The sequence below is a fragment of the Caldisericum sp. genome (assembly GCF_049967455.1).
Classification (GTDB): Bacteria; Caldisericota; Caldisericia; order Caldisericales; family Caldisericaceae; genus Caldisericum; species Caldisericum exile_A.
Map to the genome: position 1 here is coordinate 1 of NZ_JBMFSR010000004.1, position 25747 is coordinate 25747.

Here is a 25747-nt window from a genome sequence, read left to right on the forward strand (position 1 = left end):
CTATGCAACAGTAATTGACGATGCTCTTATGAGAATAACCCATGTAATACGAGCAGAAGAACACCTATCAAATACCCCAAAACAGATACTCATCTTTGAAGCCCTCAACTTTCCTCTTCCCACATTTGCCCATATATCTCTTATCCTTGCACCTGATAGAACAAAACTCTCCAAAAGACATGGTGCAACCTCCTTAGGCCAATTCAGAGATCTGGGTATCCTTCCTGAGGCCATGTTTAACTTCCTTGCTCTCCTTGGTTGGTCTCCCAAAGATAACAGGGAATTTTTCACCAAAGAAGAACTCATAGAACTCTTTGATCTATCAAATGTCAATAAAGCCCCTGCTATCTTCGACTTTGAAAAACTCAAATGGATGAATCATAAATATATACTTGATAAAGATCTTAGAAGTCTCTGTGATGAAACGCTTCCTTATTTGAAAGAGGCATATAATGTTTCTGATTGCAGAGAGAGAACTCTTTTAATTATTGATGCGGTAAGGGGAAACATGAATTTTACAAAAGATGTTGTTCCTTTTTCTAAACCATTTTTTAAGAGAATGTTTGAATCTATTTCAGAAAATGATTTGAAAATGCTTTTAGATCCAGAAGCTTTAAAAGCACTTGAATATGTGTTAAATAACATTGATAACTTGGAATTTGTTAAGGATGAAGTTGAAAATTTTCTTAATAGTTTGAAAGATATACTTCAAATTCTCGGCAAAAAGATATACCATCCTCTAAGAATCTCACTTTTCTATTCACGCAATGGACCAGAACTTACAAAAATATTTTTAATTCTTGGTAAGGACGAAGTAAAAGAACGACTTAAAGAAGCTGTTAGCTTTATCAAGAAATCAATTCAAGGGTAACAAGGACCGCTACAGTCCCTGCAAATTGCGATCGAAAAACACCGCTTTTTAATGTAATTATTGGAATTGCGTTTTTTTTAAACATTTCTATTTCTCCTTCGCTAAATCCACCTTCAGGACCAATAAAAAATGTAATTGGTTTATTTAAGTTTGCAATGCTTGGGATATCTTTTAAGGAATATTTAGAGCCAAAATGAAGTACAAATGAATTCTCATGGAACATTTGAATTGCCCTATCAAGACTTTCTAGATATATAATCTCTGGTATGAAACAAATTTCGCTTTGTTCTGAAGTATTTAAGGCAATTTCCCTAAGCCTTTTGAGGTTTGTTTCTTTAAATGATTTAGCACTTCTCTCAGTATTGGTTACAAAGATTTTTGAAACTCTTGATGTTACGAGGAGTCTAATTGAGTCCTCTAATTCGCTTTTTTCAATAACACTTTGTATAATATTGAATTCTATTTCAGGTTTCTTATTTTTGGAAATTTCTTTTATTCTAAAAATTAAGGCGTCTTTTTCTTTTTCAATACATTCAGTTGTATAAATAAAATTGTCGTCAAAGAATTTAATTTTTTCTCCTTTTTTAATTCGAAGGACATTCTTTAAATGGTGCAGCAAATCATTAGTAATAATGATTTGATCTTTTTCAATTTTACTTTCTTTTAAATAGTAAATTGCCATTTTAATTTTCTAAAACTCCTAATGTATATTATAATATCACCGTATGGAAAGAGAAAAAATTCGAGAACTTTTGAAAAGTAAGCTTAATGAAAATCTTTATAAACATTCTTTGGCAGTAGAATCGGTTATGCGGGAGATTGCAAAGCTATTTAACGAAGATGAAGAAAAATTTGGCATTGCGGGACTTGTTCACGATATAGATCTCGATACAACGAAGGACAAACCTCATCTTCATAGCATTGTTGGAAGCGAATATCTTAAGTCTCTGGGCTTTGACGAGGACATTGTTCTTGCTGTTAAAAAACATAATCCTATTCATGGTTTAAAGCGAGAAACCTTATTGGAGAAGGCCCTATATGCGGCAGATCCCTTGACTGGGCTTATTACTGCTTGTGCTTTGGTTAAAGGTAAGAAACTCGAAAATGTTGACGAAGAATTCGTGCTTAAGAGATTTAAGGAAAAGCGCTTTGCAGAGGGAGCAAATAGGGAACAGATAGAAAGTTGTAAGGAGTTTGGTTTATCTTTAGAACAATTCGTCGAACTTGGCTTAAAAGCTATGAAAGGTATAAATAAAGATCTTGGATTATGAGATATATTGATAGTATTAAAACATTTGATATTGACGATAGGATCAGAATACTTAAAAGCTATCTTACCGAGAACCCAAGAGATGGAATTGGTGCATACAGATATTTAAGTCATTTGTATGTTTTAAAAAATGATTATAAAGAAGCAGAAGAAATTCTAAAAAATGGAATCGAAAAAAACCCAGAGAATTTGTGGTTGCAACTTGAACTTGGTGATTTTTACTTTTTTACAGTGCAGGATGTTAAAAGAGCAGAAGAGGTCTATAAAGGCATTTTTTCACATTTTAAAGAGCCTCAAAAAAGTACTCTTTCACCTTATCGCTATGTTCTCAAAAGATTAACGACAATAGCTTATAACAACGGTAATGTCGATGAGGCAACTGAATTTTATAGATTATTCTATGAAATTGAACCTTCTGATTTTTATGCGTCAGATTTTATAAAATATGCAAGCTTACTTCTAAAAAATGGGAATTTTGAACTTGCAAAAAAAGTTGTAGAAGTCGGCATTAAAACACATCCTAAAAATAGAGAGTTAAAGGAATTCGCAAATCAATACTTAGGTTTTAATTATGATGTTTATAACAATTCACAAAAATCAACACAAAAATCAACTATAGAAAAGATTCCTGTAAAAACTCCCCTAATAAAAGAGGATGATAATCTTATAGAAATTATAAAGCAGTATGCCTTGCCTTACGCAAGAAATGGCGATATTATAACAATCTCTTCATGTGTTGCGGCAATTGCTGAAGGAAGAATATACCCTGTTGATTCTATCAAGGTAAGTAAACTTGCAAGATTTATCTCACGATTTGTAAATCAAGAAAGTATTCCTTTTGGTGGCGCTGCTCCTCTTGCAAATCCATATGCAATGCAAATAGCAATTGAAGAGGCCGGTGCTTTAAGAATTGTAATGGGATTTCTCTTAGGTGCTATTGGCAAGGTTTTTGGGCTTAATGGTGTATTTTATAAGGTTGCAGGAGAACAGTCAGCTCTAATTGATGATCCCCCTGCAGCAATTCCTCCCTACGATTATTACATTATACCAGGTCCTATTGATTCAAATAAGCTTGCAAAAAGGATAAGAGATGTAATTGGCTTTGAAGTTGCAATAGTTGATGCAAATGAACTTGGAAGAGCATGGGTTGTGGGTAAAACCGAAAATGTTAATAAAGAAAAATTAGAAAAGATATTAAGCGATAATCCAGCAGGAAACGAAGACGAAGGGACACCCATAGTAATTGTGAGAGGTGTAATTTAAAAAACCCCGGCTTCATCCGGGGTTATAGTGAAATAATACTTATTTTTGTTATGGTTTCTTGCTTTTGCCATTAGATTTTTCTAATTTATTAGAATTTGTGTTATCTTGTGCGTTTTCATTTTTATTAGAATCTTCTTTTGTTTGGATTATTATCTGAGTTGCCTTGTAGTTTGTTCCATCGTACCTTATATGAATTTGGACAGTTTGTCCTTCCTTTAATGCACTTATATCAACTCTTCCAAGTCCTCTTTGCTCGACTTTCGTAGTTTTATCTATTAAAACGGGATTTTCGAAATCCTTAAGAGTTATGGAGGAATCGCTTACACTTACAATAACCGTATTCAATTCGTATTCTTTTTCTGATTTTTGTTCTTTGTTTTGTTCTTTGTTTTGTTCAGTATTCTCTGTTGTCTTGTCGTTGTTTTCTTCGTTATTTTCAACTTGCTTTTTATCTTGCTTATTTTGTTTTATCTCCTTATTTGGAGTGGTTTTATATACGATAATATCTCTTGCAACAAGATTATCGCCATCTTTTACGGCATGTACCAAAATGGTATCACCTACTTTAAGATCGTTTAAAGTTATCAGATTACCCAAATATTTTATGTTTGTGTTATCTTTAAGCGTTACTACTGTGTCGTTAACCGTTAAAGTATTTCCGTTAATTTCTTTAATAGTGCCTTTTGCAACGACAATGAGTTCGTTCTCATTTTGTTCAGTTTCTGTTTCTTTTTCCTGATTTTGAGTGGGAGTAGTAACCCCCTCATTCTTATTTTGATTTTTGTTTGTATTTTGTTCAGTTTCATTTTGTGAAAGGCTTGCATTATTTGTTGTATTAGTGGTTGTATTTGAAGATACATTTCCACTTGTTAAATTTTTCTCGCTCAATGTAGTATTAAGGGTATCAAGAATCTTTCCCCACCCATAACCATCTTTACGTAATTCAATAACTTTATCGATGTCGATATTTTTATCATGTGAAAGTGCAGAAATAACAACAGCATCAGCAAAAGGAAGATTTGCTTTTGTTATCTTTTCTAAAGCGCTTGAATCAATTTCAATTACTCCTTCAAAATTCTTTGCTGCACTTTCTATTCTAACGCTTTTAATGAGTTGTGGAAGAGTCCCAGATTTGCCGAACACAGGCGCAACAAATGATAATAAGAATGTGAAGATAATTGCAACTACAATTCCTAAGAAAACATTACGCCTCATAATTTCCATCCTTTTTGCGTTTTTAATCTTATTCATAACTTTTTCCTTAATTTCTGGATTAGGTACAGTTTCTTCTAAAAAATTCAAAACATCTTTTTCAAATTTCTCCATTCTCAATCACCTCCCTAAGCTTATTTCTTGCTCTATGCAGTCTTACTCTTATGTTTTCTTCAGATTCGTTTAATAAAAATGAAATTTCTTTAGTGGAAAGATTATCCATATAGAAAAGTGTTATTATGCTTCTATCTTTTGAATCAAGCTGTTTCAGAGCATCTTCAACAATTTCTTTTATATCGTCTTTTCCGTCATTTGTTTCTCTATTAATGAATTTTGGGTTTGTTTTTTTACTATTTTTAAGTGCATAGTTTATTGCAATCCGCTTAATATAACCCATTATTGTGTCGCTACTGTCGAGTGTCTTTCTTTTTTCATAGATTTTAAGATATGTATTTTGCATAACATCCTCTGCGTCTTCTTTGGAAAGAGTTATCGCATAAGCAATCTTAAAAACATATTTATAAGTTAAATTGTATAACATTTCAAATGCCTCTAAATCTCCATTCTTTATTTTTGGAACAATTTCTTTCAATTTATCTTCCACATTCATAATATTCTTCACCTCGTGAAAATGTTACACATAACTCATAAAAAATAAAAGCCCTCCTTTTGGGAGGGCTAAATTCTTAAAATTTTATATTAGTATTCAGGATATTGAGGTGCTGGTGCTGGTTTTTCTTCCTTTGGAATTGTTGTCACGATTGCTTCGGTTGAAAGCAAAAGTCCTGCAATGCTTGCTGCATTTTGAAGTGCTGTTCTTACTACTTTAAACGGATCAATTACGCCTGCTTTGAACATATCTTCAAATTTACCAGTTTCAGCATTGAAACCGATGTTGTCTTTTGTTTCCATTACTTTGTTGAGAGCAATAATTCCGTTGTAGCCTGCGTTTTCAGCAATGAGTTTTAGTGGTTCTTGAAGTGCCTTTTTAACGATCATAATACCGGTTTTTTCGTCCCCTTCTGCTTCTAACTTATCAAGTGCAGGAATTGCCTTAACGAATGCAACTCCACCACCTGCAACGATACCTTCTGCAAGAGCTGCCTTTGTTGCTGCAACAGCATCTTCAACTCTGTGCTTTAGTTCCTTCATTGCTGTTTCAGTTGCGCCACCAACTTTAATAATAGCAACTCCACCGGAAAGTTTTGCAAGACGTTCCTGGAGTTTTTCTTTATCGTAACTTGAGGTTGTTCTTTGAATTTCTTCTTTAATCTGCTTAATTCTTGCCTGGATTTTTTCCTTGTCTCCCTTACCACCAATTATTGTTGTATTATCTTTGTCAACTTTAACTGCATCTGCTCTTCCGAGCATGTCAAGAGTGACACTTTCAAATTTAATTCCAAGATCTTCTGAGATGACTTGTCCGCCAGTTAGGATTGCAATATCTTCAAGCATTGCTTTTCTTCTGTCACCAAAACCAGGTGCCTTAACGGCAACGCAAGAGAATGTTCCTTTAATTTTGTTTAAAACAAGTGTTGCAAGAGCTTCACCTGTTACATCATCTGCAATAAGAAGGAATGGTCTTCCTGTTTGAACAATCCTTTCAAGAAGTGGTAAGAATTCCTGAATTGATGAAACCTTCTTGTCTGTAATTACGATGAAAGGATCTTTAAGTTCTGCCTCCATTCTTTCGGTGTCGGTTACAAAGTAAGGTGAAATATATCCTCTATCAAATTGCATTCCCTCAACAGTCTTTACCTCAAGACCAAGACCTTGGGATTCCTCAACAGTTATTACGCCTTCTCTGCCAACTTTATCTACTGCATCAGCAATGGCTTCTCCAACTTCTTTAATCTTTGATGAAACTGTTCCAACCTGTGCAATTTCTTCTTTTGTTGTAATCTCTTTCTTTAGCTTTTTCATTTCTTCAATAACTACTTCGACTGCTCTATCAATTCCCTTTTTGAGAAGTAAAGGATCAGCGCCTGCCGTTACATTCTTAATACCTTCATCAATGAGAACTTGTGCCAGAACAGTTGCAGTTGTAGTACCATCACCAGCTGCATCCTCAGTCTTGGATGCAACTTCTTTGACTAATTGAGCTCCAATGTTTTCATTTGGATCGGGTAAATCGATTTCCTTTGCAATTGAAACGCCATCGTCAGAAAGAATTGGGGATCCAAATTTTCTTTCAAGTGCAACATGTCTTCCTTTGGGACCTAATGTTACTTTTACGGTATTTGCTAATTTATCAACACCTGCTTGTATTGCCTTTCTTGCATCCATTCCAAAAATTATTTGTTTTGCATCCATAGTTTCACCTCCTTATTTAAGGATTGCAAGCACTTCTTTTTCTGAAAGTATGAGATACTTTTCTTCATCCAATTTTATTTCGGTACCTGCATACTTTGAGAAAATAACAGTATCACCAACTTTTACTTCAAGGGGAACTTTTGTTCCATTGTCAAGAATTCTTCCAGAACCTACTGCAACGACTTTGCCTTTTTGAGGTTTTTCTTTTGCTGTGTCAGGCAATACAATGCCTGTTTTAGTTTTTTCTTCTTCCTCTTCGATTTTTACTACAATGTGGTCGTGAATGGGTATAATTTCTGCCATACAACCAACCTCCCTTCTTGTTTTTTTGTGAATTTTTAGCAAATTTATACTAAGTTTGCTAATTTATTATATAGAGTTTAGGATTTATGTCAAGAGGGAGGTCTAAATTGTTTAAAGGAGCAAAATGAGTTTTTAATTGAACTATCTTTTTTCTTTTTGTTTTTTAAAATATTCGTCTTCCTCTTCTAATTCTTTAAGCCAATCTTTTACTTTCCATTCCTTTACAGTATCGGTGAGTGTTGCAAAAATTAGATCTTCAGTATTTATAGCCTCTTTTACCTTTTGCATTATCTTTACAATCTCTTCGTTTGTAAAATTGCCTAATAAAATAAATTTCTTTCCCATGATCTACTCCAAGTTTATTATTTTTCACATTTATTATATCAGAACTTTCAAAAAAATTAATTTTTTGTTATATTTATTATGTGAAAGAAAAAAGTTTTATCCTGAGAAGTGTGGAAGATACAATTTATATAGGTAGAAAACTTGGAGAGATACTTTTAAAAAATGCAAAAAATTATATTATAGGACTTGTTGGACCTCTTGGTGCAGGTAAAACAACACTTGTGAAGGGAATTTCTGAGGGACTTTTTGCAAAAGACTATGTTGAAAGTCCTACTTTTGTCTTTCTCAATATATATAGAGGTAATCTTCCTTTATATCACTACGATTTGTATAGGGTCAATAATCCTAAGGATTTTGATGATCTTGGAATTTTTGAGTTAGTTTCAAAACAGGGTATTCATGTTATTGAATGGGGAGACAAAATTGAAGGTTTGCTTGATTTTGATATGGAAATATACCTTACAATTTTGAGCGAAACTGAACGTACGTTATCAATGAAAGTTTTTAATATGGAGAGTGTTTTAGATGAATTATCTATTCCTTAGTCAGGCATTTTATCCAACGATTAGTTTGCTTGGGAACGATGAAAAAATTCTCTATTCTGTAATTCAGTATCCTAATGATGAAAGTCCAAACAATCTACTCTACATTACAAAAACAATGTTTGATATTTTAAAGTTTGAGAAGCGTGATCTTACACATATTCTTGTTGTAAATGGCCCGGGAAGTTTTACGGGGACTCGAATTGGTGTTGTTGATGCGAAGATTCTTTCATTTGCACTTAATATCCCTTTGATTCCTGTAAATTCTTTAGAACTCATATCACGACACGTAGGAAATTTAAAAATAAAAGCAGTGCTTTCTGCTGGAAGAAATGAGTTTTTTGTTGCTGAATTCGAAAACGGCGCAAGGAGTTCACCTGATGAGATAAAAACAATTTCAGAACTTCAAAATCTTGAAAGTGATCTAATTGTTTCATTTGAAGACCTTTCTTATGCAAATTTAAAAAATTTTAAGAAAATATTTGTAGACCCTGAGGTTATTCATAGTCTTGCCCTTCTAAAAATTTCAAGAGGTGAACAAATCGGGGATCCTTTATCACTTAAACCTATTTATTTAAGAGCAGAAGATAAGCTTTTTAAGAAAATGCGATGATAAGCGAAATTGAAATAGTTAAAGCAAAAGCAAATGATTTTAAAAAAATAATTGAAATTGAAGAGTTATCCTACGAAGATCCGTGGCCCCGTGAAATATTTATGGTTGATTATCTATTTAATGCTTCGTCTGATTACTTTGTTGCTAAATTGCAAGGTAAGGTTGTTGGTTTTATTGGTGTTTGGTATGAAGGTAAAAAACTTCACATTATTAATGTTGCAGTTCATCCCAATGAACGCGGAAAAGGGATTGGTACATCACTGCTTGTATTTGCCATAAATCTTGCAAAGGAACTCGGCCATGAAGTTGTATATCTTGAGGCAAGGAAATCTAATGTTTCTGCCCAAAGACTTTACAAAAAATTAGGCTTCATTGAAAAGGAAGAGTTAAAATCTTACTATCAAGATGGGGAAGATGGTATAAGAATGGAACTCACAGTATCTAAGGAGGATGAAGATAAATGATAACTCTTGGAATTGAGACTTCATGTGACGATACTGCTGTTTCTTTAATTGAGAATGACGGTAAAATTTTGAGTAATGTTTTGACTTCACAAGAAGTTTTTCATAAGGATTTTGGAGGTATTGTTCCTGAAATTGCGTCAAGAAAGCATGCAGAACTCATTGGGTATACGATAAAAGAGGCATTAAAACTTGCAAACACTTCTTTGAATGACATTGATTTAATATCTGTTACAAAAGGTCCTGGGCTTATTGGCTCACTTCTTGTAGGAGTTGAAGCTGCAAAATCTTTGAGTTTTGCTCTTGATAAACCTCTAATTGGGGTAAATCATCTTGAAGGGCATATATATTCATTATTTCTTGAAGGTGCACCGCTTTATCAAAAGAATGATGTTTTTCCATTGCTTGTTTTGATTGTTTCTGGAGGACATACGGAGCTTGTGTTTATGGAAGATTTCTTAAGATATAAAGTACTTGGACGCACTCGCGACGATGCAGCAGGTGAAGCTATTGATAAGTTTGCGCGATTTTTAGGATATGGTTATCCTGGGGGTCCAATAATCGAAAAGTTGGGGCTTGAAGGCGATCCAAATAAATACGAATTTCCAAATTTAACTTTTAAAGGAAGTCCTTATGAATTTAGTTTTAGTGGTTTAAAGACCGCTGGTATTTATTTTATTCAAAATCATCCAGATGTTGTAGAAAACGATCTTCCAAGCCTTGCTGCAAGTTTTGAAAATGCCCTTGTAAGAATTCTTGTTGAGCGAACTCTACGTGCCGCAACTGACTTTAAAGTAAAAGGAATTGGGGTTGTAGGTGGAGTATCAGCAAATAAAAGGCTTCGGGAGACATTTGTAAAAATGTCGCCAATTGATGTCTATTTTCCTCAAAAGGCACTTTCCACAGATAATGCCGCAATGATTGCTCTTACAGGATATCTTCGTTATACGATGAAAGGCGAAATTTCTGATCTTAAACTTGATGCCATATCGAGGTTAGAGTTATGAAAATGAAAGCGATGTTTATTGAAAGGATTGGAAAATTAGAGGAAAATCCTCTTATTCTAAGAGAAGTTGATATACCAAAACCAACCGAGAACGAGGTCTTAATAAAAGTTTCTTATTGTGGTGTTTGCCACACAGAGATTGATGAAATTGAAGGAAGGAGAATGCCTAAAATTCCTGTTATTCCTGGTCATGAAGTTGTGGGATATGTTGTAGAAAAGGGAAATAAAGTTAAAAACCTTAAAATTGGTGATAGAGTTGGTGTTGCCTGGATAAAGCATGCCTGTGGGAAGTGTAGGTATTGTAAAAGTGGTGAAGAAAATCTCTGTAATGATTTTATTGCAACAGGTGCCGATGCTGATGGTGGTTATGCAGAATATATGGTTGTTGAAAGTGAGTTTGCATATAAGATTCCTGAAAACTTAAAGGATGAGACAACTGCGCCAATTTTGTGTGCAGGCGCAGTAGGATTTAGAGCCTACAAACTTTCTGAAATCAAAGATGGCGAAACAGTTGCGCTTTTTGGTTTTGGTGCATCAAATCATATCGTTTATAGGTATATAAGATATCTCAATCCCTCTTCAAAAATTGTGGTCTTCGTTAAAAAATTAGGTGATAATGCAACCAAATTAGCAGAAGAATTAGGAGCAGATTATATCTTTGAAACCTTTAGTGAGATTTCTATAACCTATGATAAGGCAATTGATACAACACCCGTAGGTGAGGTAATTCCTTACGCCCTGAAATATCTTAGTAAAGGTGGTCATATCGTGGTGAACGCCATAAGAAAAGAAACTCCTATTAATGCCTTTGATTATACCTTAATTTGGGAAGAAAGGTCGGTAAAAAGTGTTGCAAATGTGACAAGAGATGATGTTATAAACGCCCTGAAACTTGCGTCGGTTATTCCCATTATTCCTAAAGTCACGATATTTCCTTTAGAAGATGCAAACAAGGCCCTTCTTTCGATAAAGCAAGGCAAAATTCAAGGTGCAGCAGTATTAAAAATTTCTTAAATGTCAATTTCGTAAACTTCTGAATCTTCAATACTCAAAAATAACGAAAGTTTTTCTTTAAAAGATTCCTTATCGTAAGTGGTATAGAAAATTGTTTTATGAGTTCCATTATTAAAGCCAATTTCATTTAAATGTTCTACTGTTTTTGTTGCAATATATTCTGCAGGATCAATTACTTCAACACTTTCGCCAACAACACTTTTTACCACCTTATAGAGGAAAGGAAAGTGAGTACATCCTAAAACAAGCGTGTCAATTTTGTTTTTTAGTGGTTCTTCTAATTTTTCTCTTGCAAGTGCACAGGCATAATCATTAAAACTTACTCCATCTTCAACAAGATTAACAAGTTCTTGAGAGCCGACCTCAAATACTTCAATTGACCCATCGAGTTTCTGGATCTCATTTTTGTAGGCATGTTTTTTTGCAGTAAGTGGAGTTGAAATAACGCCTACTTTCTTATTCTTGGTTGTTTTCACTGCATATTCTGAACCTGACTGTATCATACCAATGACTTCTACAGGATTGGCTAAAACTTTTAGTTCATCCATTGCAATGGATGATACTGTATTACATGCAACGATGATAAGTTTAACTTCTTTTGTGAGTAAAAATTTGGTTATGTTTCTTGCATATGTTTTAACTTCTTCTTCTGTTTTTGTGCCATAAGGAAAATGCCTCAAATCTCCTACATAGATAATATTTTCATTGGGAAGGACCCTTTTTAAACTTTTTACTACACTTAACCCACCAACACCTGAATCAAATATTCCGATTGGCTTTGTGTTAACCATTTAGATACCTCACGATACCATCAAAGAGTGCTTTAGCAACTCTATCAAGGAAGTTTGGATCTTTAAAAAGCGCCTCTTCTTTGGGGTTTGATATAAAACCTATTTCTGTAAGAATTGAAGGCATTGTAGTAACTTCTCTGCAAACATAAAGATAATCTTTTTTAATTCCTCTATCATAAGTGCCTAAGGCTTTTACAAGGGATTCTTGGATTGTTTGAGCCAAACGCTTAGATGAGTCATACCAATAGTAAGTTTCTGTGCCAGATGCATCACTGTTTACACTTGAGTTTAGATGTATTGAAATGAAAAGATCCCCACCAGATGCATTTGCAATATCTGTTCTTCCTTTAAGGGTGGGATTTTTTGGATCATCAACTGTTGTATGAGTTAATATTACCTTAGCACCTGCATTTTCTAATAGTTTTTTTAGTCTTAGTGCAATGTCAAGCACTATATATGCTTCTTTTGTTCCAGAGTATCCTATTGCTCCCACATCTAAGTATTGGCCAGAATAACTTCCATGCCCTGGATCTATAATAATAATTCTACTTGAAAGTAATTTTGAACTTTCACTGGTTGCTTGTGTCAGTGTTAGCATATTATCTTTTGCAACATAAGAGACATTATCTAATTCTATGAATATTTGGGGAGGTGTTGTTGATACCCTCTTCAAACTTTTATAAGGTATATTTAAAGAATTTTCAGCATAGATTACAAGATAGTCTTTGTTATTTTCGCTAATCTTTTTTGCTTTGAATGGAAAACTAAACGTAAGTACCGTTGAGCTACTATCCTTCTTAAAGTCAATAAGAACTGGGTCTATAAAGATTTCATTATTTGTTTCTGTTACTGATACATTAAAGTACTTTGACAAATTCATTAAGGAAACAAAATTTTCACCATCAGCGTTAATTATTTCTTCTTTTGCTATCTTGATACTATTGCCAAAGAAATCTAAATTATATTCACTTATCTTTATATTGAAAAAGTTTAGAAAATCATCAAGGCTAATATAAAGCGTATTATCTAACTTTTTAATATTTGTGAATATTACACTTCCACCAATTTCAACTATTTTTTGATTGATCTTTGGAAGTTTAAAATGTATTAAATGAAGATTGTCTTTTACTTCAAATTGATACGGAATCTCCGCTAACAGATAGATTGTAATTGAAGCATTATTGTTATAACTTTGAATTGTGTATCTTGTAAATGGATAAATATTGAGATCAGTTTGATTTGATGTGTTGAGGAAATCAGTGTTGTTATATGTAAGCACCAGTCTTATTGGATCGCTTTGCATATTTATGTTTGGCTTTGGTAAGTTTTTACCGTTAACTTGAATGTCAATACCGTCTTCCGTAATTTGCCAGAGGACGCTTTCAATTATCCCTTTTTCCTTTTTTGCAAATACAATAGTATCGTTTCTAACCCAGGCGTATCTTCCCTCTAAGTTCACTTCAAACCATGTTTCTTTATCTTTGTTTAAACAAACGCCTACTATATTAAACGCAGTATTAATTGGAACAACCTTGATAACATTGTATGATGTTGATGGACCTTCTCTCAGATTTGTTGAATCATTTGTCTTTGCTTCACTTCCTATCATTGAAATATCTAATGCAACTCTACTTGCATCAAACTTAAAATAATCGCTTATAGCAAACCCAACTTTGTCATTGTATTTACATTGGAGCCATAGTTCACCGTTATGATTTTTTGCAAAACCTATTATTACAACTTCGTCACCTTTATTTATAAGAGTAATTTTTCCGTAGTCGGTAGAAGGACCTGTTCTTAAATTTACAAAATCTGTTGAAGTGGCGGTTATTGAAATGTTTTCTTGTGTATTACTGTTGTCTTGAGTATTTGATGTGCTGTTTTTTCCTGAGTTATTATTTTTGTTAGAAGAATCGTTCCCTTGATTATTTGGATTTGTTTCATCTATCTTCACTGTATACCAACTTGCCACAAAGTAAAAGTTGTCTCCGTCTTTAAATTTATACCAGATTTGAGAGTCGCTTCTTTTAATTATTCTTAATACATTTATTTTTGTTCCATAGTTGAGTCTTTTAATAAATTTAAATTCTGTGCCTGGACCAGATCTTACATTTAGATAGTCTGTGTTAACCTTTGCGATAATGTTCGAATTCTCCCCAGTAATTGTTATCCCTGTTTTATCGCACAGATAGCTTGCTATATATCCCGTTTTTCCTGAATTAAAGTCGTAAATTTTATACCAAAATCCCCCGTCTTTGTCTTTTCCAATTCCTACATTAAGGACAAATGTATCCTTATTAAGTTTAAAGAGGACAGGATTATACGTTCCAGGGGCGCTTCTTACATTAACTCCGTCAGTATTTATCGATAAAAACTCCTGTCTTACCTCCGAGAGAACACTTTGTGCTACAAAAAAGGTTGTGGATGTATAAAAAATGAGCAGTAAAATTGTTAAAATTTTTTTCATCAGTATTTCCTCATTTCTCTTTTTGCAATTTTCTCTTCTAATTTCTTTTTATCTCCGTGCAGTACTCTTTTTCTTACAAGCGCAATTGTTAATTTTATTCTATTATTTGAGGTATGCACATCGATTGGAAGTATTGTAAGTCCTCTTTCTTTTACTCTTGTGCTCCATCTTACAATTTCATTTTTATGCATAAGGAGCTTCCTTTTTCTTTTTTCGCTTATGCTTGTATGAACTGAGGGAGGAATTTGAACAAACATTTTGTATATATAAAATTCACCGTTTGATTCCTTAACATACGCTCCGTCAAGACTAACTTTTCCTTCCCTTATGGACTTTACTTCAAAGCCTTTCAATTCTATACCAACCTCAAGTTTATCAAGTATCTCGAAGTCTCTTAAAACCTTCTTATTTACTGCTATTGCTTTTTCTTCCATTTTTTTCTTAACTCCCAAAGTGTTTCTTTTAAATCTTCAGGTAGTTCTGAAGTGAATCTAAGCTCCTTATTAATTATAGGATGTTTGAATGAAATCTCATAAGAATGCAAAAATTGTCTTTCAAGGTCTATATTTTTGTCTTTTTTACCATAGAGAGTATCTCCGATAAGTGGGTGTCCAATATGCGCCATATGTACTCTGATTTGATGAGTTCTTCCCGTTTCAAGTTCAATTTGAAGAAGCGTATAAGGACCAATTGTTTCAAGCACTTTAAAATGGGTAATAGCCTCTTTTCCCATAATTGATACCCGCATTTTTGTTGTTCCTTGTTCCCTTTTAAGAGGTAAATTAATTGTACCAAAAGTCTCTTTAAAATTCCCTTTTACAAGACAAATGTATCTTCTTTTAATTTCGTGTCTCTTTAACATTTCACTTAATGTTCTGTGTGCTGTATCGGTTTTTGCAACAACCATAAGACCTGATGTATCTCTATCAAGTCTATGAACTATGCCAGGCCGAATAACTCCTCCAATTTGCGATAGGTCTTCTACATGGTATAGAAGCCTGTTTACAAGCGTATCAGTTGTTTTTCTGCCAACTGGGTGCACAGTGAGTCCTGCTTCCTTGTCAATTACAAGAAGGTATTCATCCTCATAAACTATTTTTATTGGTTTATCTTCTTTCCCAACTTCAAGTTTTTCGGGTTCCTTTTCTTTTACAACAATTAAGTCGTTTGCCTTTATCTTATGCGATGGTTTTTCAATAACTTTGCCATTTACAAGCACAAATCCTTCTTTTATCAATTTCTGTATATAGCTTCTGCTAAGATTTTTAAGTTTGTTTTCAATTATCTTATCAAGTCTACCTGTAGCGTCTGCAATAAACTTATTTTCCATATTTTAAATACGATATTATAAATATCGCAATGCCAATGTCAATTGAAGCATCTGCAATATTAAAAACCGGCCAATGCTTCAAAAACAAGAAATCAGTTACACTTCTAAAAATAATTCTATCAACAAGGTTTCCCAGGATACCTCCCATAATTAGCCCAAACCCAACTTCCTTATAGGGAATATTTATTATTCTCTCAACATATATTATGAGAATGGTGACGAAAAAACTCGAAACAATTAGGAATGGTGTAGCATTTTGGAACATCCCAAAGAGTGAACCCGAATTTGTAATGTGGGTAATAGAGAATATACCTCTTATTATTGGAATTTCTTTTCCGAGAGGAATTGTATTTCTTACAACAACTTTTGAAAGTTGGTCAATAACTAAAACAGCAACTGCAATAAGGTAAAAATATCTATCGCTTTTCACACCCAATTTTATATGAATTGTTCTCTTTTTAAAATACTCATTTTGTTTTTATTCCTGCTATATAGTATAATATAGCTTGTATAACAGAGGAGGTTTGATATGACGATAAAAGAAGGAAATAGTACAATTGCAATAAGAATGCATGATGGAGAGGACTTTATGAAGTCCTTAACAACTGCTTGCAAGAATTATAAAATTGAAAGTGCAGTCTTTACGGGAATTGGTATGTTTAGAAGTGTTGAAATCGGATACTGGAATGGACATGAGTATGTTAAGAAGGTATTTGATGGTCTTACAGAAATTGTATCCTTGCAAGGTAATATAAGTGTTACAGAAAGGGAAGGCGATCTTGTAATTCATGTGCATACTGCAATAGCACTTCATGATTATTCGGTTGTAGGTGGTCACCTTGTTAATGCAATTATGTATAATGGAGAAATTTTCATAGAAAGGCTTCACAATATAACACTTCTTAGAAGAGATGAACCCACAGGACTTAAAGGTTTAAATCCTGCATAAGGAGAAATAGGTTATGGAACTTGCAAAGGAATACAACCACAAAGATGTAGAAGATAAGATATACAAAATGTGGGAGGAAGGCCATTATTTTGATTCTGAAATTAGTCCCAAAAAAGAAAATTTTGTAATTGTTATGCCTCCCCCAAACGTAACAGGTAAACTTCATATAGGGCATGCCCTTAATTTCACACTACAGGATATCTTTATAAGATTCAATAGGATGTTTGGAAAAGAAACCCTTTGGCTTCCGGGCATCGATCATGCAGGTATTGCAACTCAGTCGGTTGTTGAAAGAGAGCTGCTTTCCAAAGGAATAAAGAAGGATGATCTTGGAAGAGAAAAATTCCTTGAAGAAGTCTGGAAATGGAAAGAAAAATATGGAAATACAATCATAGAGCAATCAAAAAAACTCGGCGTCTCAGCAGACTGGAGAAGACTTCGATTTACCCTTGATGAAAAGTATGCGAATGCCGTATTGGAGGCGTTTATTAGGTATTACAATGAAGGCTTGCTCTATAGGGGAGAAAGAATAATTAACTGGTGTCCTCGATGCCACACAGCACTTTCAGATATAGAAGTTGAATACGAAGAGGAAAAAGGTAAACTCTATTACATAAAGTACCCTCTTGAAGAAAGTGATGATTATATAGTTGTTGCAACGACTCGCCCTGAAACAATGCTTGGGGATACGGCTGTTGCAGTTCATCCAAATGATGAAAGATACAAAAATCTAATTGGCAAGTATGTTATCCTTCCGCTTGTAGGGAGGAGAATCCCTATTGTTGCAGATGAGGCAGTTGATCCTCAATTTGGAACGGGTGCAGTAAAGGTAACACCATCACACTCTCCTGAAGATTTTGAAATTGCGAAAAGACATAATCTTGGATTTTTAGATGTTATTAATGATGTTGCTCGAATGATTAATGTTCCAGAGCCATATCTTGGACTTACCACAACTGAAGCAAGAGAACGTGTTGTGGAGGATTTGAAAAATCAGGGGTATCTTGTGAAAGTGGAAGATTATGTGCACTCTGTTGGCCACTGTCAGAGGTGCCACACTGTGGTTGAGCCTCTTGTTTCAAAGCAATGGTTTCTATCAATGAAGTCTCTTGCAGAGGAAGCAAAAGAAGCGGTGGAATCTCAAAAGGTAAAAATTACACCAGAAAAATGGGTAAAAGTTTATTATGATTGGCTAAATAATATTAGAGACTGGTGCGTTTCAAGGCAACTATGGTGGGGACATAGAATTCCTGCATATTACTGTGAAGATTGCGGTGAAGTGATTGTTTCGAAAGAGCCTGTGATGAAATGCCCTAAGTGTGGAAGCACTCGTATAAAACAGGATGAAGATGTTCTTGATACTTGGTTTTCATCTGCATTGTGGCCATTTGCAACTCTTGGCTGGCCGGAGAATACCCCTGAACTTAACTATTATTATCCGACAACGCTACTTATAACAGGTTATGATATTCTTTTCTTCTGGGTCGCAAGGATGATTTGGAGTGGCATGCATTTTATGAAAAAGGAGCCATTCTATACAGTAATGCTTCATGGTCTTGTTAGGGATGAAAAGGGTAGAAAGATGAGTAAGTCCCTTAAAAATATAGTGGATCCTTTGGATTTAATTGAAGAGTATGGGGCTGACGCATTACGCTTTACACTTGCCTCACTTACTACAGTTGGCGGGCAAGACATAAATCTTTCAAAAGAAAAGCTAAAGGCATCAAGGAATTTTGTTAATAAAATCTGGAACGCATCTCGTTTTGTCCTCATGAATCTTGAGGGATTCAATCCAAATGAAATTGACGAAGAAAATTTGGATTTAGAGTTTGAAGATAAATGGTTTTTAAGCAGGCTTAATAGACATTTAAAGATGGAAATTGAATATCTTGGGAATTACGACCTTGGTGAAGCTGCAAGAAAACTTTACGAGTTTGTTTGGGGAGAATTCTGCGATTGGTATATAGAGCTCTCTAAAGTAAGATTGTATGGAGATGACGAAAAGAAGAAAAAAACTGTTCAGTACATTTTGTGGAAATCACTTTCTACTATCTTAAAAATGCTTCATCCTTATATGCCATTTGCAACAGAAGAGATATATTCTTATGTTCCTTTTGTAGATAAGCCACTTATTAAATCAGAATTTCCTAAAATAAATGAAGCCTTTATCGACGATAAAATTGAAAAAGATGCTGATTTTGTTTTTGGAATTATAAGAGGTTTGCGAAGCCTTAAGGCAGAACTGGGGTTACCTGTTGCAACCCCGCTTAATGCTTATTTCAATTCAATAGATGAAAATGAAATTAAACTAATAAAAGAGGAAAACGAAAAAATCCTGAAACTTGCGCATATAACTAGTCTGAAGTATGTTCAAAAGAAGCCCGAAAGAGTTTTAAAGACAGTTGTTCAGGGCACTACAGTCTATATGGAACTTCCTTTTGACTTTGACTTACAAAAGGAAAAGGATAGGTTTATCAAAAAACTTCAAGAGATAGATGCTGAGCTTAAATCCATAAACTCAAGACTTATGAACCCTGTATTCTTAGAAAAAGCAACCCCTGAGGTTATAAACAAGGATAAAGAAAGACAAAAGGAATTAGAGAAGACAAAGGCTGTTCTTTTAAGCCATATTGAAGATCTTGAGGTTTAGTGAGACTTTCAGAGTGTTTAGATGAAATCTTCGCTTTAGGTGGAAAAATAAATCAACCTGATAAATATGGGTTAGCAAACATCAAAAGGGTACTTTTAATGCTGGGTAACCCAGAGAACAAAGTACCCTATTTTCATATTACTGGGACAAAAGGGAAGGGGTCAACTTCAAATTACATTGCATCAATTTTAAGAGAACATGGCTATAAAACAGGACTTTATATATCTCCCTCTCTTATTTCAACCCTTGAAAGAATAAGTATTAACGGAAAGCTAATAACTCCGCTTGAATTTGTTAAATACTATGAAAGTTTAAAACCAATTTACAAAAATTTAAAAAACGACGAACTTCCATCTACATTTGAAACCTTTACTATAATGGCTTTCTTGTATTTTCTTAGCAAGAACGTTGATTATGGAGTTTTGGAAGTAGGTTTAGGTGGAAGGCTTGATGCGACAAATGTTATTGAAAGATCTGTTGTATCTATTATCACAGATATAAGTTTTGATCATCAAAAGTATCTTGGAAATACATTAAAAGAAATTGCATTTGAGAAATCAAAAATAATTAAAAAAGGTTCTCCTGTTGTTTTCAATGTAAAAAGTGACGAAGCGAAAGCCGTTATTTTAGAAGAGGCCCAAAGGAACAATTCTCCATATTATGAGTTTGGTAAAGACTTTGACGTATCTAATATCAGAAAATTTGAGCATTATAGTGAATTTGATTTTATCTCGAAAAATCCAAAAGCAGTTTTTGAAGGAATTAAAATAAAAGGCATTGGTGATTATCAAATTATCGATGCGTCACTTGCGATTCAATCAATTCTTGTAAGTGGAATTAATTTCACTACAAACACAGTTAAAGAAGGACTTTTTAAGGCATTCTGGCCAGGACGTTTGGAAGTTGTTTCAAAAAATCCACTTGTAATCATTGACGGAGCACATAATGATGCCTCTTCTCAAGTTTTAAAGTACTCTCTTAAACGGAGCTTTGATACTAAATTTGTAGTGCTTTTCTCGATGCTTTCTGATAAGGATATAAGAACTTTTCTTTCAAATATTCAAGAAATTACCTCATACCTGTTCATTACGACTACACCGAATTCTTATTCACGGGCAATGAATATCGAGATGCTTTACACTCTTGCAAGAGAACTCCTTCCAAAAAATCAAATTTTTATTGAAGAGGACCCAAGAAGAGCATATTTTAGAGCAAAGGAATTTGCTTCCAATAAACTTCCTCTTTTAGTAACTGGTTCATTGTATCTTGTTGGTTTTGTAAGAGTGCTTGAAAACATTTTTACTTTTTCAAGAAATTAATATAATAATTAGGAATGGGAAAAATTATTGATTTTATTAAAACGATTTTACCGAATCTTTCAACATCTGATGTCTTTATAATAATCTTTTCACTTGTTATATTAGTTCTAATTATTGCAATCTACGTGTATAACGACAGTAAATTGAGAGGTGGAAATGCATTAGGTTGGTTAATTGCAGTTATTGTTTTTGGAGGCATTTTGCCCCTTGTTTTCTACCTAATGATAAGAAGTCCTTACACTCTTGAAGAAATTAAAGAGGAGAAAGAGCGAAAGGAGGTGTTAGAACTACAAAAAAAATATTTTGAGTTACAAATTGAAAAAGAAATTTTTAAATGCCCTGTGTGTGGTGAAGAAGTAAAAAGTGATTATCTCTATTGTCCTCACTGTTTTACACAATTAAAAAAGAAGTGTCCGAACTGCCAAAAGATTATTGAAAAAGATGCAAAGATTTGCCCTTATTGCGGGTTTATTTTTGAAGAACGAAAGGAGTGAAACATGAAAGTCTTTACTTATTCACCTGGTGGCATACATCCAGATGAAAGTAAACTTACCAAGGATTTGTCCTTTGAAGTCTTTAAATCTCCTCCAATTGCAGTTATTCCGCTCCAGCAGCATACAGGTGCACCAAATAATCCTTTGGTGCAGGTTGGTGATTATGTCAAGGTCGGGCAGAAAATTGGCGATTCAACGCAGCCTGTTTCTGCACCAGTCCATGCAACTGTGTCTGGAAAAGTAATTGCAATTGAAGAGAGATTATGTCCAACTGGTGCAAAAATCAAAAGCGTAATTATTGAGAACGATTATAAAGATGAATGGGTTGAACTTTCACCGAGGAAATCTTTTGAAGATTTACCATCCGAAGAACTTGTGAAAATTATAAGAGAGCATGGTATTGTTGGTTTAGGTGGTGCAGCATTTCCAACATCTGTGAAATTAACTCCCCCCAAAGATAAAGTTATTGACACCATTATTGGAAATGGCGCTGAGTGTGAGCCATATCTTACAGTTGATCACAGGAATATGCTTGAGTATCCAGAGAAGGTCATCACAGGAATTCTCATTGAAATGAAAATAACGGGTGCAAAGAAAGGTATTATTGCAGTTGAAGAAAACAAACTTGATGCAGCTAACGTTCTTGAAAATAAAATAAAGGAAATGGGTTTAAATAATGTTGAGGTTGTTTTGGTGAAGACAAAATATCCTCAAGGTGGAGAAAAACAACTCATTAAGGCTGTTCTTAAAAGAGAAGTTCCATCGGGAGGTTTGCCGCTTGATGTTGGGGTTGTTGTTCAAAATGTTGGTACTTTAAAAGCAATTACAGAAGCAGTTTTGGAAGATAAACCTTTAATTGAGCGAGGAATAACAATTTCAGGTAATGCAGTTTCTAAACCTGGAAATTATATTATTAGAATTGGGACACCTGCATCGTTTATAATTGATACGCTTGGGCTTAACCGTAAATTAAGAAAACTCATTTTTGGCGGTCCTATGACTGGTATTGCTCAGCCAACGGTTGATGTTCCAGTTATAAAGGGGACTTCAGGAATTCTTATGTTTGGCGATGAGGCATTGGAAATGGCACCTCAGGAAGAATCACCTTGTATAAGATGTGCAAGCTGCGTTGATTCTTGTCCTATGGGACTTATGCCAGTTTTAATTGATCATGCTTCGAGAAAAAATGACCTTAAAACGGCGGAAACTCTTCATGCACTTGACTGCATTGAATGTGGTGTCTGTTCCTACGTATGTCCTGCAAAGAGGCATCTAACTGAAAATATAAAGAGTGTTAAACAGGCAATTATAAAACAAAGAAAAATTGAAGCAGCAAAACAAGCAGCTTTTGAAAAGTTAAAAGCTCAAAAGATGAAAGAGAAGGAAAACTCCCCAAAGGAGGTACAAAATGGCTAACTATGATATTGATCTTGTCGTTACATCAGCTCCTCATATAAAGGATAAGGTAACGACTTCTTCAATTATGCGTGATGTTATCATTGCAATCGCCCCTGCACTCATTGGAAGCGTTTTTATTTTCGGCTTAAGGTCGATTCTTGTAATAATTATATCTGTCGTATCTTCAATATTGGCAGAGGTATTAGGTAACATTATTTTTCATAAAAAACCATCTTTAAACGACCTTTCTGCTTCAGTTTCAGGATTACTTCTTGCAATGACTTTACCTCCTTCTTCTCCTTGGTGGATGGTTGTTGTCGGAGCATTTTCGGGAATCATTTTGGGGAAAATGATTTTTGGTGGGATTGGTTCTAACCCGTTTAACCCTGCTCTTGTGGGACGTTCAGTGTTAATGGTATCTTGGCCTACTTATATGACAACCTGGATAAAGCCTCAAATAATGATTGGGTTATCCAATATTTCTCAAGCAACCCCTGTTGATTCAATTACAACTGCAACACCATTAGGTATTGTAAAATTACAAAGCTACGCAAAGCTTATATCTGATTTTGGAACAAAGGCAAATTTATACAAGGCCTTGTTCTTTGGCACAGTAGGAGGTAGTTTAGGTGAAACTTCAGCACTACTTCTTTTAATTGGTGGCATTTATCTTATAGCAAGAAAAGTAATCGATTGGAAAATACCTGTAATTTATATTGGAACAGTTTTTGTGCTTTCTCCTCTTTTTGGAAGAGACCCTCTATTTTCAATTCTTGCAGGTGGATTATTTTTAGGTGCATTCTTTATGGCAACTGACTACAGTTCTTCTCCAATAACACCTATGGGAAAGGTATATTACGCAATATTTATAGGTTTTTTGACTGTGCTTATTCGTCAATATAGTTCATATCCTGAGGGTGTTATGTTTTCTATTCTCTTAGGAAATGCTGTTGTTCCTTACTTTGATAAGGTTATGCCAAAAGTCTATGGTGTGTTTTCTAAAAAAGAGGTGGCAAAATGAAAAATAATGTTTTTAAGTTTGCTGTTACTCTTGGGCTCATCTCAGCCATTACAGGATTAGCACTTGCAGTAGTTTTTCAGATAACAAAGCCTATTATTGCAGCGCAAGATGCAAAGGCATTAGAGAGAGGTTTATCTGAAGTTTTTCCAGGTAATTATGAATTTATAAAGTTAGATAAACCTATTCAATCAAGCGATCAATCAGTTACAATAAATGAATCTTTTCTTGTTAAAGATAAGGCAAGTGGCAAAAATATAGGAATGGTTGTAAAGGTTGTTGTTCCAGGCTCGCAGGCACCAATTGAAATGCTTGTAGGTGTGAAAAGCGATGGAACGGTTTCTGGTGTTAAAATTCTCAAGATGAATGAGACTGCAGGGCTTGGTTCTAATGCAGATAATCCTAAGTATTATGTTAATAAAAAGGACAAGATTACCTTTTTAGGACAATTCGTAAATAAAAATGTTATTAAAGATAAATTAGTTCCAAAGGAAGATATTATTGCTATGACTGGTGCAACGATTACCTCTACTGCGGTTTCAAAGGGAGTAAAAGTTGCAGGAGAAGCTATTGTTTCATACCTTAAGGAGGCAGGGCAATGAAAAAGTTGAAGATAATTTGGGATGCAATAATTCCAAATAATCCTGTACTTATAATTTCAATTGGCTTGTGCTCTACAATTGCAGTATCAAACTCCGTCCAGAGTGCTTTGCTTATGACGTTTGCATTTGCTTTAGTACAGATTCCATCAAACGTAATAGTTTCTTCTATTAGGAAGATTACTCCAAACGAGATAAGAGTTCCAATTTTTGTTACAGTTATCGCTGCATTTACAACTATTGCTGCCTTGATTTCTGAAGCTTACTTTAATGCTATTTATCAGATAATTAAACTTTATATTCTCCTTGTTGTAGTTAACTGTATCATTATCGGACGAGCAGAAGCATATGCCTATCATAATGGAATTTTTGATTCTTTTTTGGATGGAGTTGGGAATACAATTGGTTATGGATTAGTGCTTTTAGCTATTGCAATTGTAAGAGAGTTTATAGGAAAAGGTTCCTTGGCAGGGATCCAATTAATGCCCGATAGTTATCAACCAATGTTATTGATGGTACTTCCACCTGCAGGTTTTATTATGATTGGCATACTTACTGGTGCCATAGAAACTTACCTGAGGAACAAGGAGGGGAAGAGATGAGTTATGTTGAAAATCTTCTTAAAATTTTTGTTTCGTCTACTATAATCAATAATATTATACTTATCCAGTTTCTTGGGCTTTGTTCTTATATAGGTCTTACAGACAACCTTACAAACTCAATAGGTATGAGTTTTGCTGTAATTTTTGTAACAGTTTCATCCTCAATTCTTGCTTGGATGATTGATAACTGGATTCTTATTCCAACAGGTTTACAGCCTGCACTTCAAATTACTGCTTTTATACTTGTAATTGGTTCATTTGTTGGTCTTGTTGAAATTTACATCAAAAAGGCATCACCAAATCTTTATAAAGCAATGGGAATTTACCTTCCTTTGATTGCAACTAACTGTCTTATTCTCGGAGCAACTTTTATAAATTCTATGAATAAATATGATTTTGTTGAATCAATTGTATCGGGATTTGGTATTGCATTTGGTTATGCTATTGCAATGCTTTTACTTGCAGGAATTAGAGAGAGGTTAAGAAATTCTGATGTACCTTCCTTTTTCAAAGGGAAGGCAATTGCTTTTATGATTTCTGGAATTCTCTCGTTGGCTTTTCTTGGATTTAGTGGAATGATTAAATAGGTAGAGGTGCGTAATGAAAGAAATACTTATTTCTGTTTTTACGCTTGGAATTTTAGGTACGCTTTTTGGTATTCTTCTCGGAGTTTTTAATGAGAAGTTTAAAGTAGAGGAAAACCCTTTAGTGCAGGCAATTTACGAGGTCCTTCCACATGGAGAATGTGGTGCTTGTGGTTTTCCTGGGTGTCATCCTTGTGCTGAAGCAATAGCTGAAGGACGTGCAGGTTATGATGCATGCGTTGTTGGTGGAAAGGAAGTCGAGCAAAAAATAAAAGATATTATGGAGAAAGCACAGAGCTCATAACTTGAAAAAAAATTAATAAGTATTATCAT

At 34.2% G+C, this 25747-nt stretch carries 29 protein-coding genes; 18 read left to right on the plus strand and 11 right to left on the minus strand.

From position 1 onward, the window contains the following. A partial coding sequence (locus ACP5SP_RS02345) for a glutamate--tRNA ligase (RefSeq protein WP_428075973.1) occupies positions 1-871 on the plus strand: 871 nt, incomplete at its 5' end. Here ACP5SP_RS02345 and ACP5SP_RS02350 read toward each other — a convergent pair. Further along, a complete protein-coding gene (locus ACP5SP_RS02350; protein ID WP_428075975.1) occupies positions 849-1553 on the minus strand; it encodes an RsmE family RNA methyltransferase in 705 nt (234 codons plus the stop codon). The genes ACP5SP_RS02345 and ACP5SP_RS02350 overlap by 23 nt on opposite strands. A 43-nt stretch (positions 1554-1596) precedes the next feature. Here ACP5SP_RS02350 and ACP5SP_RS02355 point away from each other — a divergent pair, with 43 nt between their 5' ends. Further along, entirely contained in the window at positions 1597-2142 is a 546-nt protein-coding gene (locus ACP5SP_RS02355) for an HD domain-containing protein (protein WP_416085425.1), read from the plus strand. Then, positions 2139-3404, plus strand: coding sequence for a coenzyme F420-0:L-glutamate ligase (locus tag ACP5SP_RS02360; RefSeq protein ID WP_424586569.1), 1266 nt, complete (start codon positions 2139-2141; stop codon positions 3402-3404). Before ACP5SP_RS02355 ends, ACP5SP_RS02360 begins: the two co-directional genes overlap by 4 nt. Before the next feature lie 48 nt (positions 3405-3452). On the opposite strand, the gene ACP5SP_RS02365 is transcribed toward ACP5SP_RS02360, so the two are convergent. From ACP5SP_RS02365 to ACP5SP_RS02385, 5 genes are all read right to left on the minus strand, one after another. Continuing rightward, positions 3453-4730: a DUF5666 domain-containing protein gene (locus ACP5SP_RS02365; protein ID WP_428075977.1), complete on the minus strand. Its 1278-nt coding sequence runs from the start codon at positions 4728-4730 to the stop codon at positions 3453-3455. Continuing rightward, complete coding sequence (locus ACP5SP_RS02370) at positions 4717-5226, minus strand: RNA polymerase sigma factor (protein WP_424586571.1); 510 nt, start codon at positions 5224-5226, stop codon at positions 4717-4719. Before ACP5SP_RS02370 ends, ACP5SP_RS02365 begins: the two co-directional genes overlap by 14 nt. A gap of 89 nt (positions 5227-5315) precedes the next feature. Beyond that, on the minus strand, positions 5316-6929 hold the full coding sequence (groL, locus tag ACP5SP_RS02375) for a chaperonin GroEL (protein WP_424586572.1): 1614 nt from the start codon (positions 6927-6929) through the stop codon (positions 5316-5318). 12 nt (positions 6930-6941) lie between these two features. Continuing rightward, on the minus strand, positions 6942-7232 hold the full coding sequence (groES, locus tag ACP5SP_RS02380; protein ID WP_416085430.1) for a co-chaperone GroES: 291 nt from the start codon (positions 7230-7232) through the stop codon (positions 6942-6944). Positions 7233-7373: 141 nt separating this feature from the next. Next, positions 7374-7577 carry a DUF3783 domain-containing protein gene (locus tag ACP5SP_RS02385; RefSeq protein WP_416085431.1) on the minus strand — a complete coding sequence of 68 codons (204 nt, stop codon included), beginning with the start codon at positions 7575-7577 and terminating at the stop codon, positions 7374-7376. 80 nt (positions 7578-7657) lie between these two features. Here ACP5SP_RS02385 and tsaE point away from each other — a divergent pair, with 80 nt between their 5' ends. The 5 genes from tsaE to ACP5SP_RS02410 are packed head-to-tail and all read left to right on the plus strand — an operon-like array spanning position 7658 to position 11213. Further along, complete coding sequence (gene tsaE / locus ACP5SP_RS02390; protein WP_416085432.1) at positions 7658-8122, plus strand: tRNA (adenosine(37)-N6)-threonylcarbamoyltransferase complex ATPase subunit type 1 TsaE; 465 nt, start codon at positions 7658-7660, stop codon at positions 8120-8122. After that, the gene (gene tsaB / locus ACP5SP_RS02395) at positions 8103-8732 is read left to right on the plus strand and encodes a tRNA (adenosine(37)-N6)-threonylcarbamoyltransferase complex dimerization subunit type 1 TsaB (protein WP_416085433.1); all 630 of its coding nucleotides are present in this window, start codon (positions 8103-8105) and stop codon (positions 8730-8732) included. Before tsaE ends, tsaB begins: the two co-directional genes overlap by 20 nt. Beyond that, complete coding sequence (gene rimI / locus ACP5SP_RS02400) at positions 8729-9196, plus strand: ribosomal protein S18-alanine N-acetyltransferase (RefSeq protein WP_424586573.1); 468 nt, start codon at positions 8729-8731, stop codon at positions 9194-9196. The genes tsaB and rimI overlap by 4 nt, the downstream gene beginning before the upstream one ends. Continuing rightward, positions 9193-10200, plus strand: coding sequence for a tRNA (adenosine(37)-N6)-threonylcarbamoyltransferase complex transferase subunit TsaD (tsaD, locus tag ACP5SP_RS02405; protein ID WP_428075980.1), 1008 nt, complete (start codon positions 9193-9195; stop codon positions 10198-10200). The genes rimI and tsaD overlap by 4 nt, the downstream gene beginning before the upstream one ends. Next, entirely contained in the window at positions 10197-11213 is a 1017-nt protein-coding gene (locus ACP5SP_RS02410; protein ID WP_428075982.1) for a zinc-dependent alcohol dehydrogenase family protein, read from the plus strand. The genes tsaD and ACP5SP_RS02410 overlap by 4 nt, the downstream gene beginning before the upstream one ends. Here the strand turns inward: ACP5SP_RS02410 and murI are convergent. The 5 genes from murI to lspA are packed head-to-tail and all read right to left on the minus strand — an operon-like array spanning position 11210 to position 16231. Next, entirely contained in the window at positions 11210-12004 is a 795-nt protein-coding gene (gene murI / locus ACP5SP_RS02415; protein ID WP_416085437.1) for a glutamate racemase, read from the minus strand. The genes ACP5SP_RS02410 and murI overlap by 4 nt on opposite strands. Continuing rightward, positions 11997-14471 (minus strand): N-acetylmuramoyl-L-alanine amidase, encoded by a 2475-nt coding sequence (locus ACP5SP_RS02420; protein ID WP_428066518.1) that lies wholly within the window; start codon positions 14469-14471, stop codon positions 11997-11999. Before ACP5SP_RS02420 ends, murI begins: the two co-directional genes overlap by 8 nt. Next, positions 14471-14905, minus strand: a complete 435-nt coding sequence (smpB, locus tag ACP5SP_RS02425) for an SsrA-binding protein (protein ID WP_424586576.1) — start codon at positions 14903-14905, stop codon at positions 14471-14473. Before smpB ends, ACP5SP_RS02420 begins: the two co-directional genes overlap by 1 nt. Continuing rightward, the gene (locus ACP5SP_RS02430; RefSeq protein ID WP_428066520.1) at positions 14887-15801 is read right to left on the minus strand and encodes an RluA family pseudouridine synthase; all 915 of its coding nucleotides are present in this window, start codon (positions 15799-15801) and stop codon (positions 14887-14889) included. Before ACP5SP_RS02430 ends, smpB begins: the two co-directional genes overlap by 19 nt. Next, a complete protein-coding gene (lspA, locus tag ACP5SP_RS02435) occupies positions 15791-16231 on the minus strand; it encodes a signal peptidase II (protein WP_416085441.1) in 441 nt (146 codons plus the stop codon). The genes ACP5SP_RS02430 and lspA overlap by 11 nt, the downstream gene beginning before the upstream one ends. 99 nt (positions 16232-16330) lie before the next feature. Here lspA and ACP5SP_RS02440 point away from each other — a divergent pair, with 99 nt between their 5' ends. The 10 genes from ACP5SP_RS02440 to ACP5SP_RS02485 are packed head-to-tail and all read left to right on the plus strand — an operon-like array spanning position 16331 to position 25718. Next, positions 16331-16750: a PPC domain-containing DNA-binding protein gene (locus ACP5SP_RS02440; RefSeq protein WP_416085442.1), complete on the plus strand. Its 420-nt coding sequence runs from the start codon at positions 16331-16333 to the stop codon at positions 16748-16750. A gap of 13 nt (positions 16751-16763) precedes the next feature. Next, complete coding sequence (locus ACP5SP_RS02445) at positions 16764-19400, plus strand: valine--tRNA ligase (RefSeq protein ID WP_428066523.1); 2637 nt, start codon at positions 16764-16766, stop codon at positions 19398-19400. Continuing rightward, entirely contained in the window at positions 19400-20719 is a 1320-nt protein-coding gene (locus ACP5SP_RS02450) for a bifunctional folylpolyglutamate synthase/dihydrofolate synthase (RefSeq protein ID WP_428075985.1), read from the plus strand. Before ACP5SP_RS02445 ends, ACP5SP_RS02450 begins: the two co-directional genes overlap by 1 nt. A 14-nt stretch (positions 20720-20733) precedes the next feature. Further along, positions 20734-21213, plus strand: a complete 480-nt coding sequence (locus ACP5SP_RS02455) for a zinc ribbon domain-containing protein (RefSeq protein WP_424586581.1) — start codon at positions 20734-20736, stop codon at positions 21211-21213. Between the two features lie 3 nt (positions 21214-21216). Beyond that, complete coding sequence (gene rsxC / locus ACP5SP_RS02460) at positions 21217-22629, plus strand: electron transport complex subunit RsxC (RefSeq protein WP_424586582.1); 1413 nt, start codon at positions 21217-21219, stop codon at positions 22627-22629. Next, a complete protein-coding gene (locus ACP5SP_RS02465) occupies positions 22622-23632 on the plus strand; it encodes an RnfABCDGE type electron transport complex subunit D (protein ID WP_424586583.1) in 1011 nt (336 codons plus the stop codon). Before rsxC ends, ACP5SP_RS02465 begins: the two co-directional genes overlap by 8 nt. Beyond that, complete coding sequence (locus tag ACP5SP_RS02470; RefSeq protein WP_424586584.1) at positions 23629-24231, plus strand: FMN-binding protein; 603 nt, start codon at positions 23629-23631, stop codon at positions 24229-24231. Before ACP5SP_RS02465 ends, ACP5SP_RS02470 begins: the two co-directional genes overlap by 4 nt. Next, a complete protein-coding gene (rsxE, locus tag ACP5SP_RS02475; RefSeq protein ID WP_424586585.1) occupies positions 24228-24830 on the plus strand; it encodes an electron transport complex subunit RsxE in 603 nt (200 codons plus the stop codon). The genes ACP5SP_RS02470 and rsxE overlap by 4 nt, the downstream gene beginning before the upstream one ends. After that, positions 24827-25417: an electron transport complex protein RnfA gene (locus tag ACP5SP_RS02480; protein WP_428066528.1), complete on the plus strand. Its 591-nt coding sequence runs from the start codon at positions 24827-24829 to the stop codon at positions 25415-25417. The genes rsxE and ACP5SP_RS02480 overlap by 4 nt, the downstream gene beginning before the upstream one ends. Before the next feature lie 13 nt (positions 25418-25430). Next, the gene (locus ACP5SP_RS02485; protein WP_424586587.1) at positions 25431-25718 is read left to right on the plus strand and encodes an RnfABCDGE type electron transport complex subunit B; all 288 of its coding nucleotides are present in this window, start codon (positions 25431-25433) and stop codon (positions 25716-25718) included. The last annotated feature ends 29 nt before the right edge of the window (positions 25719-25747 follow it).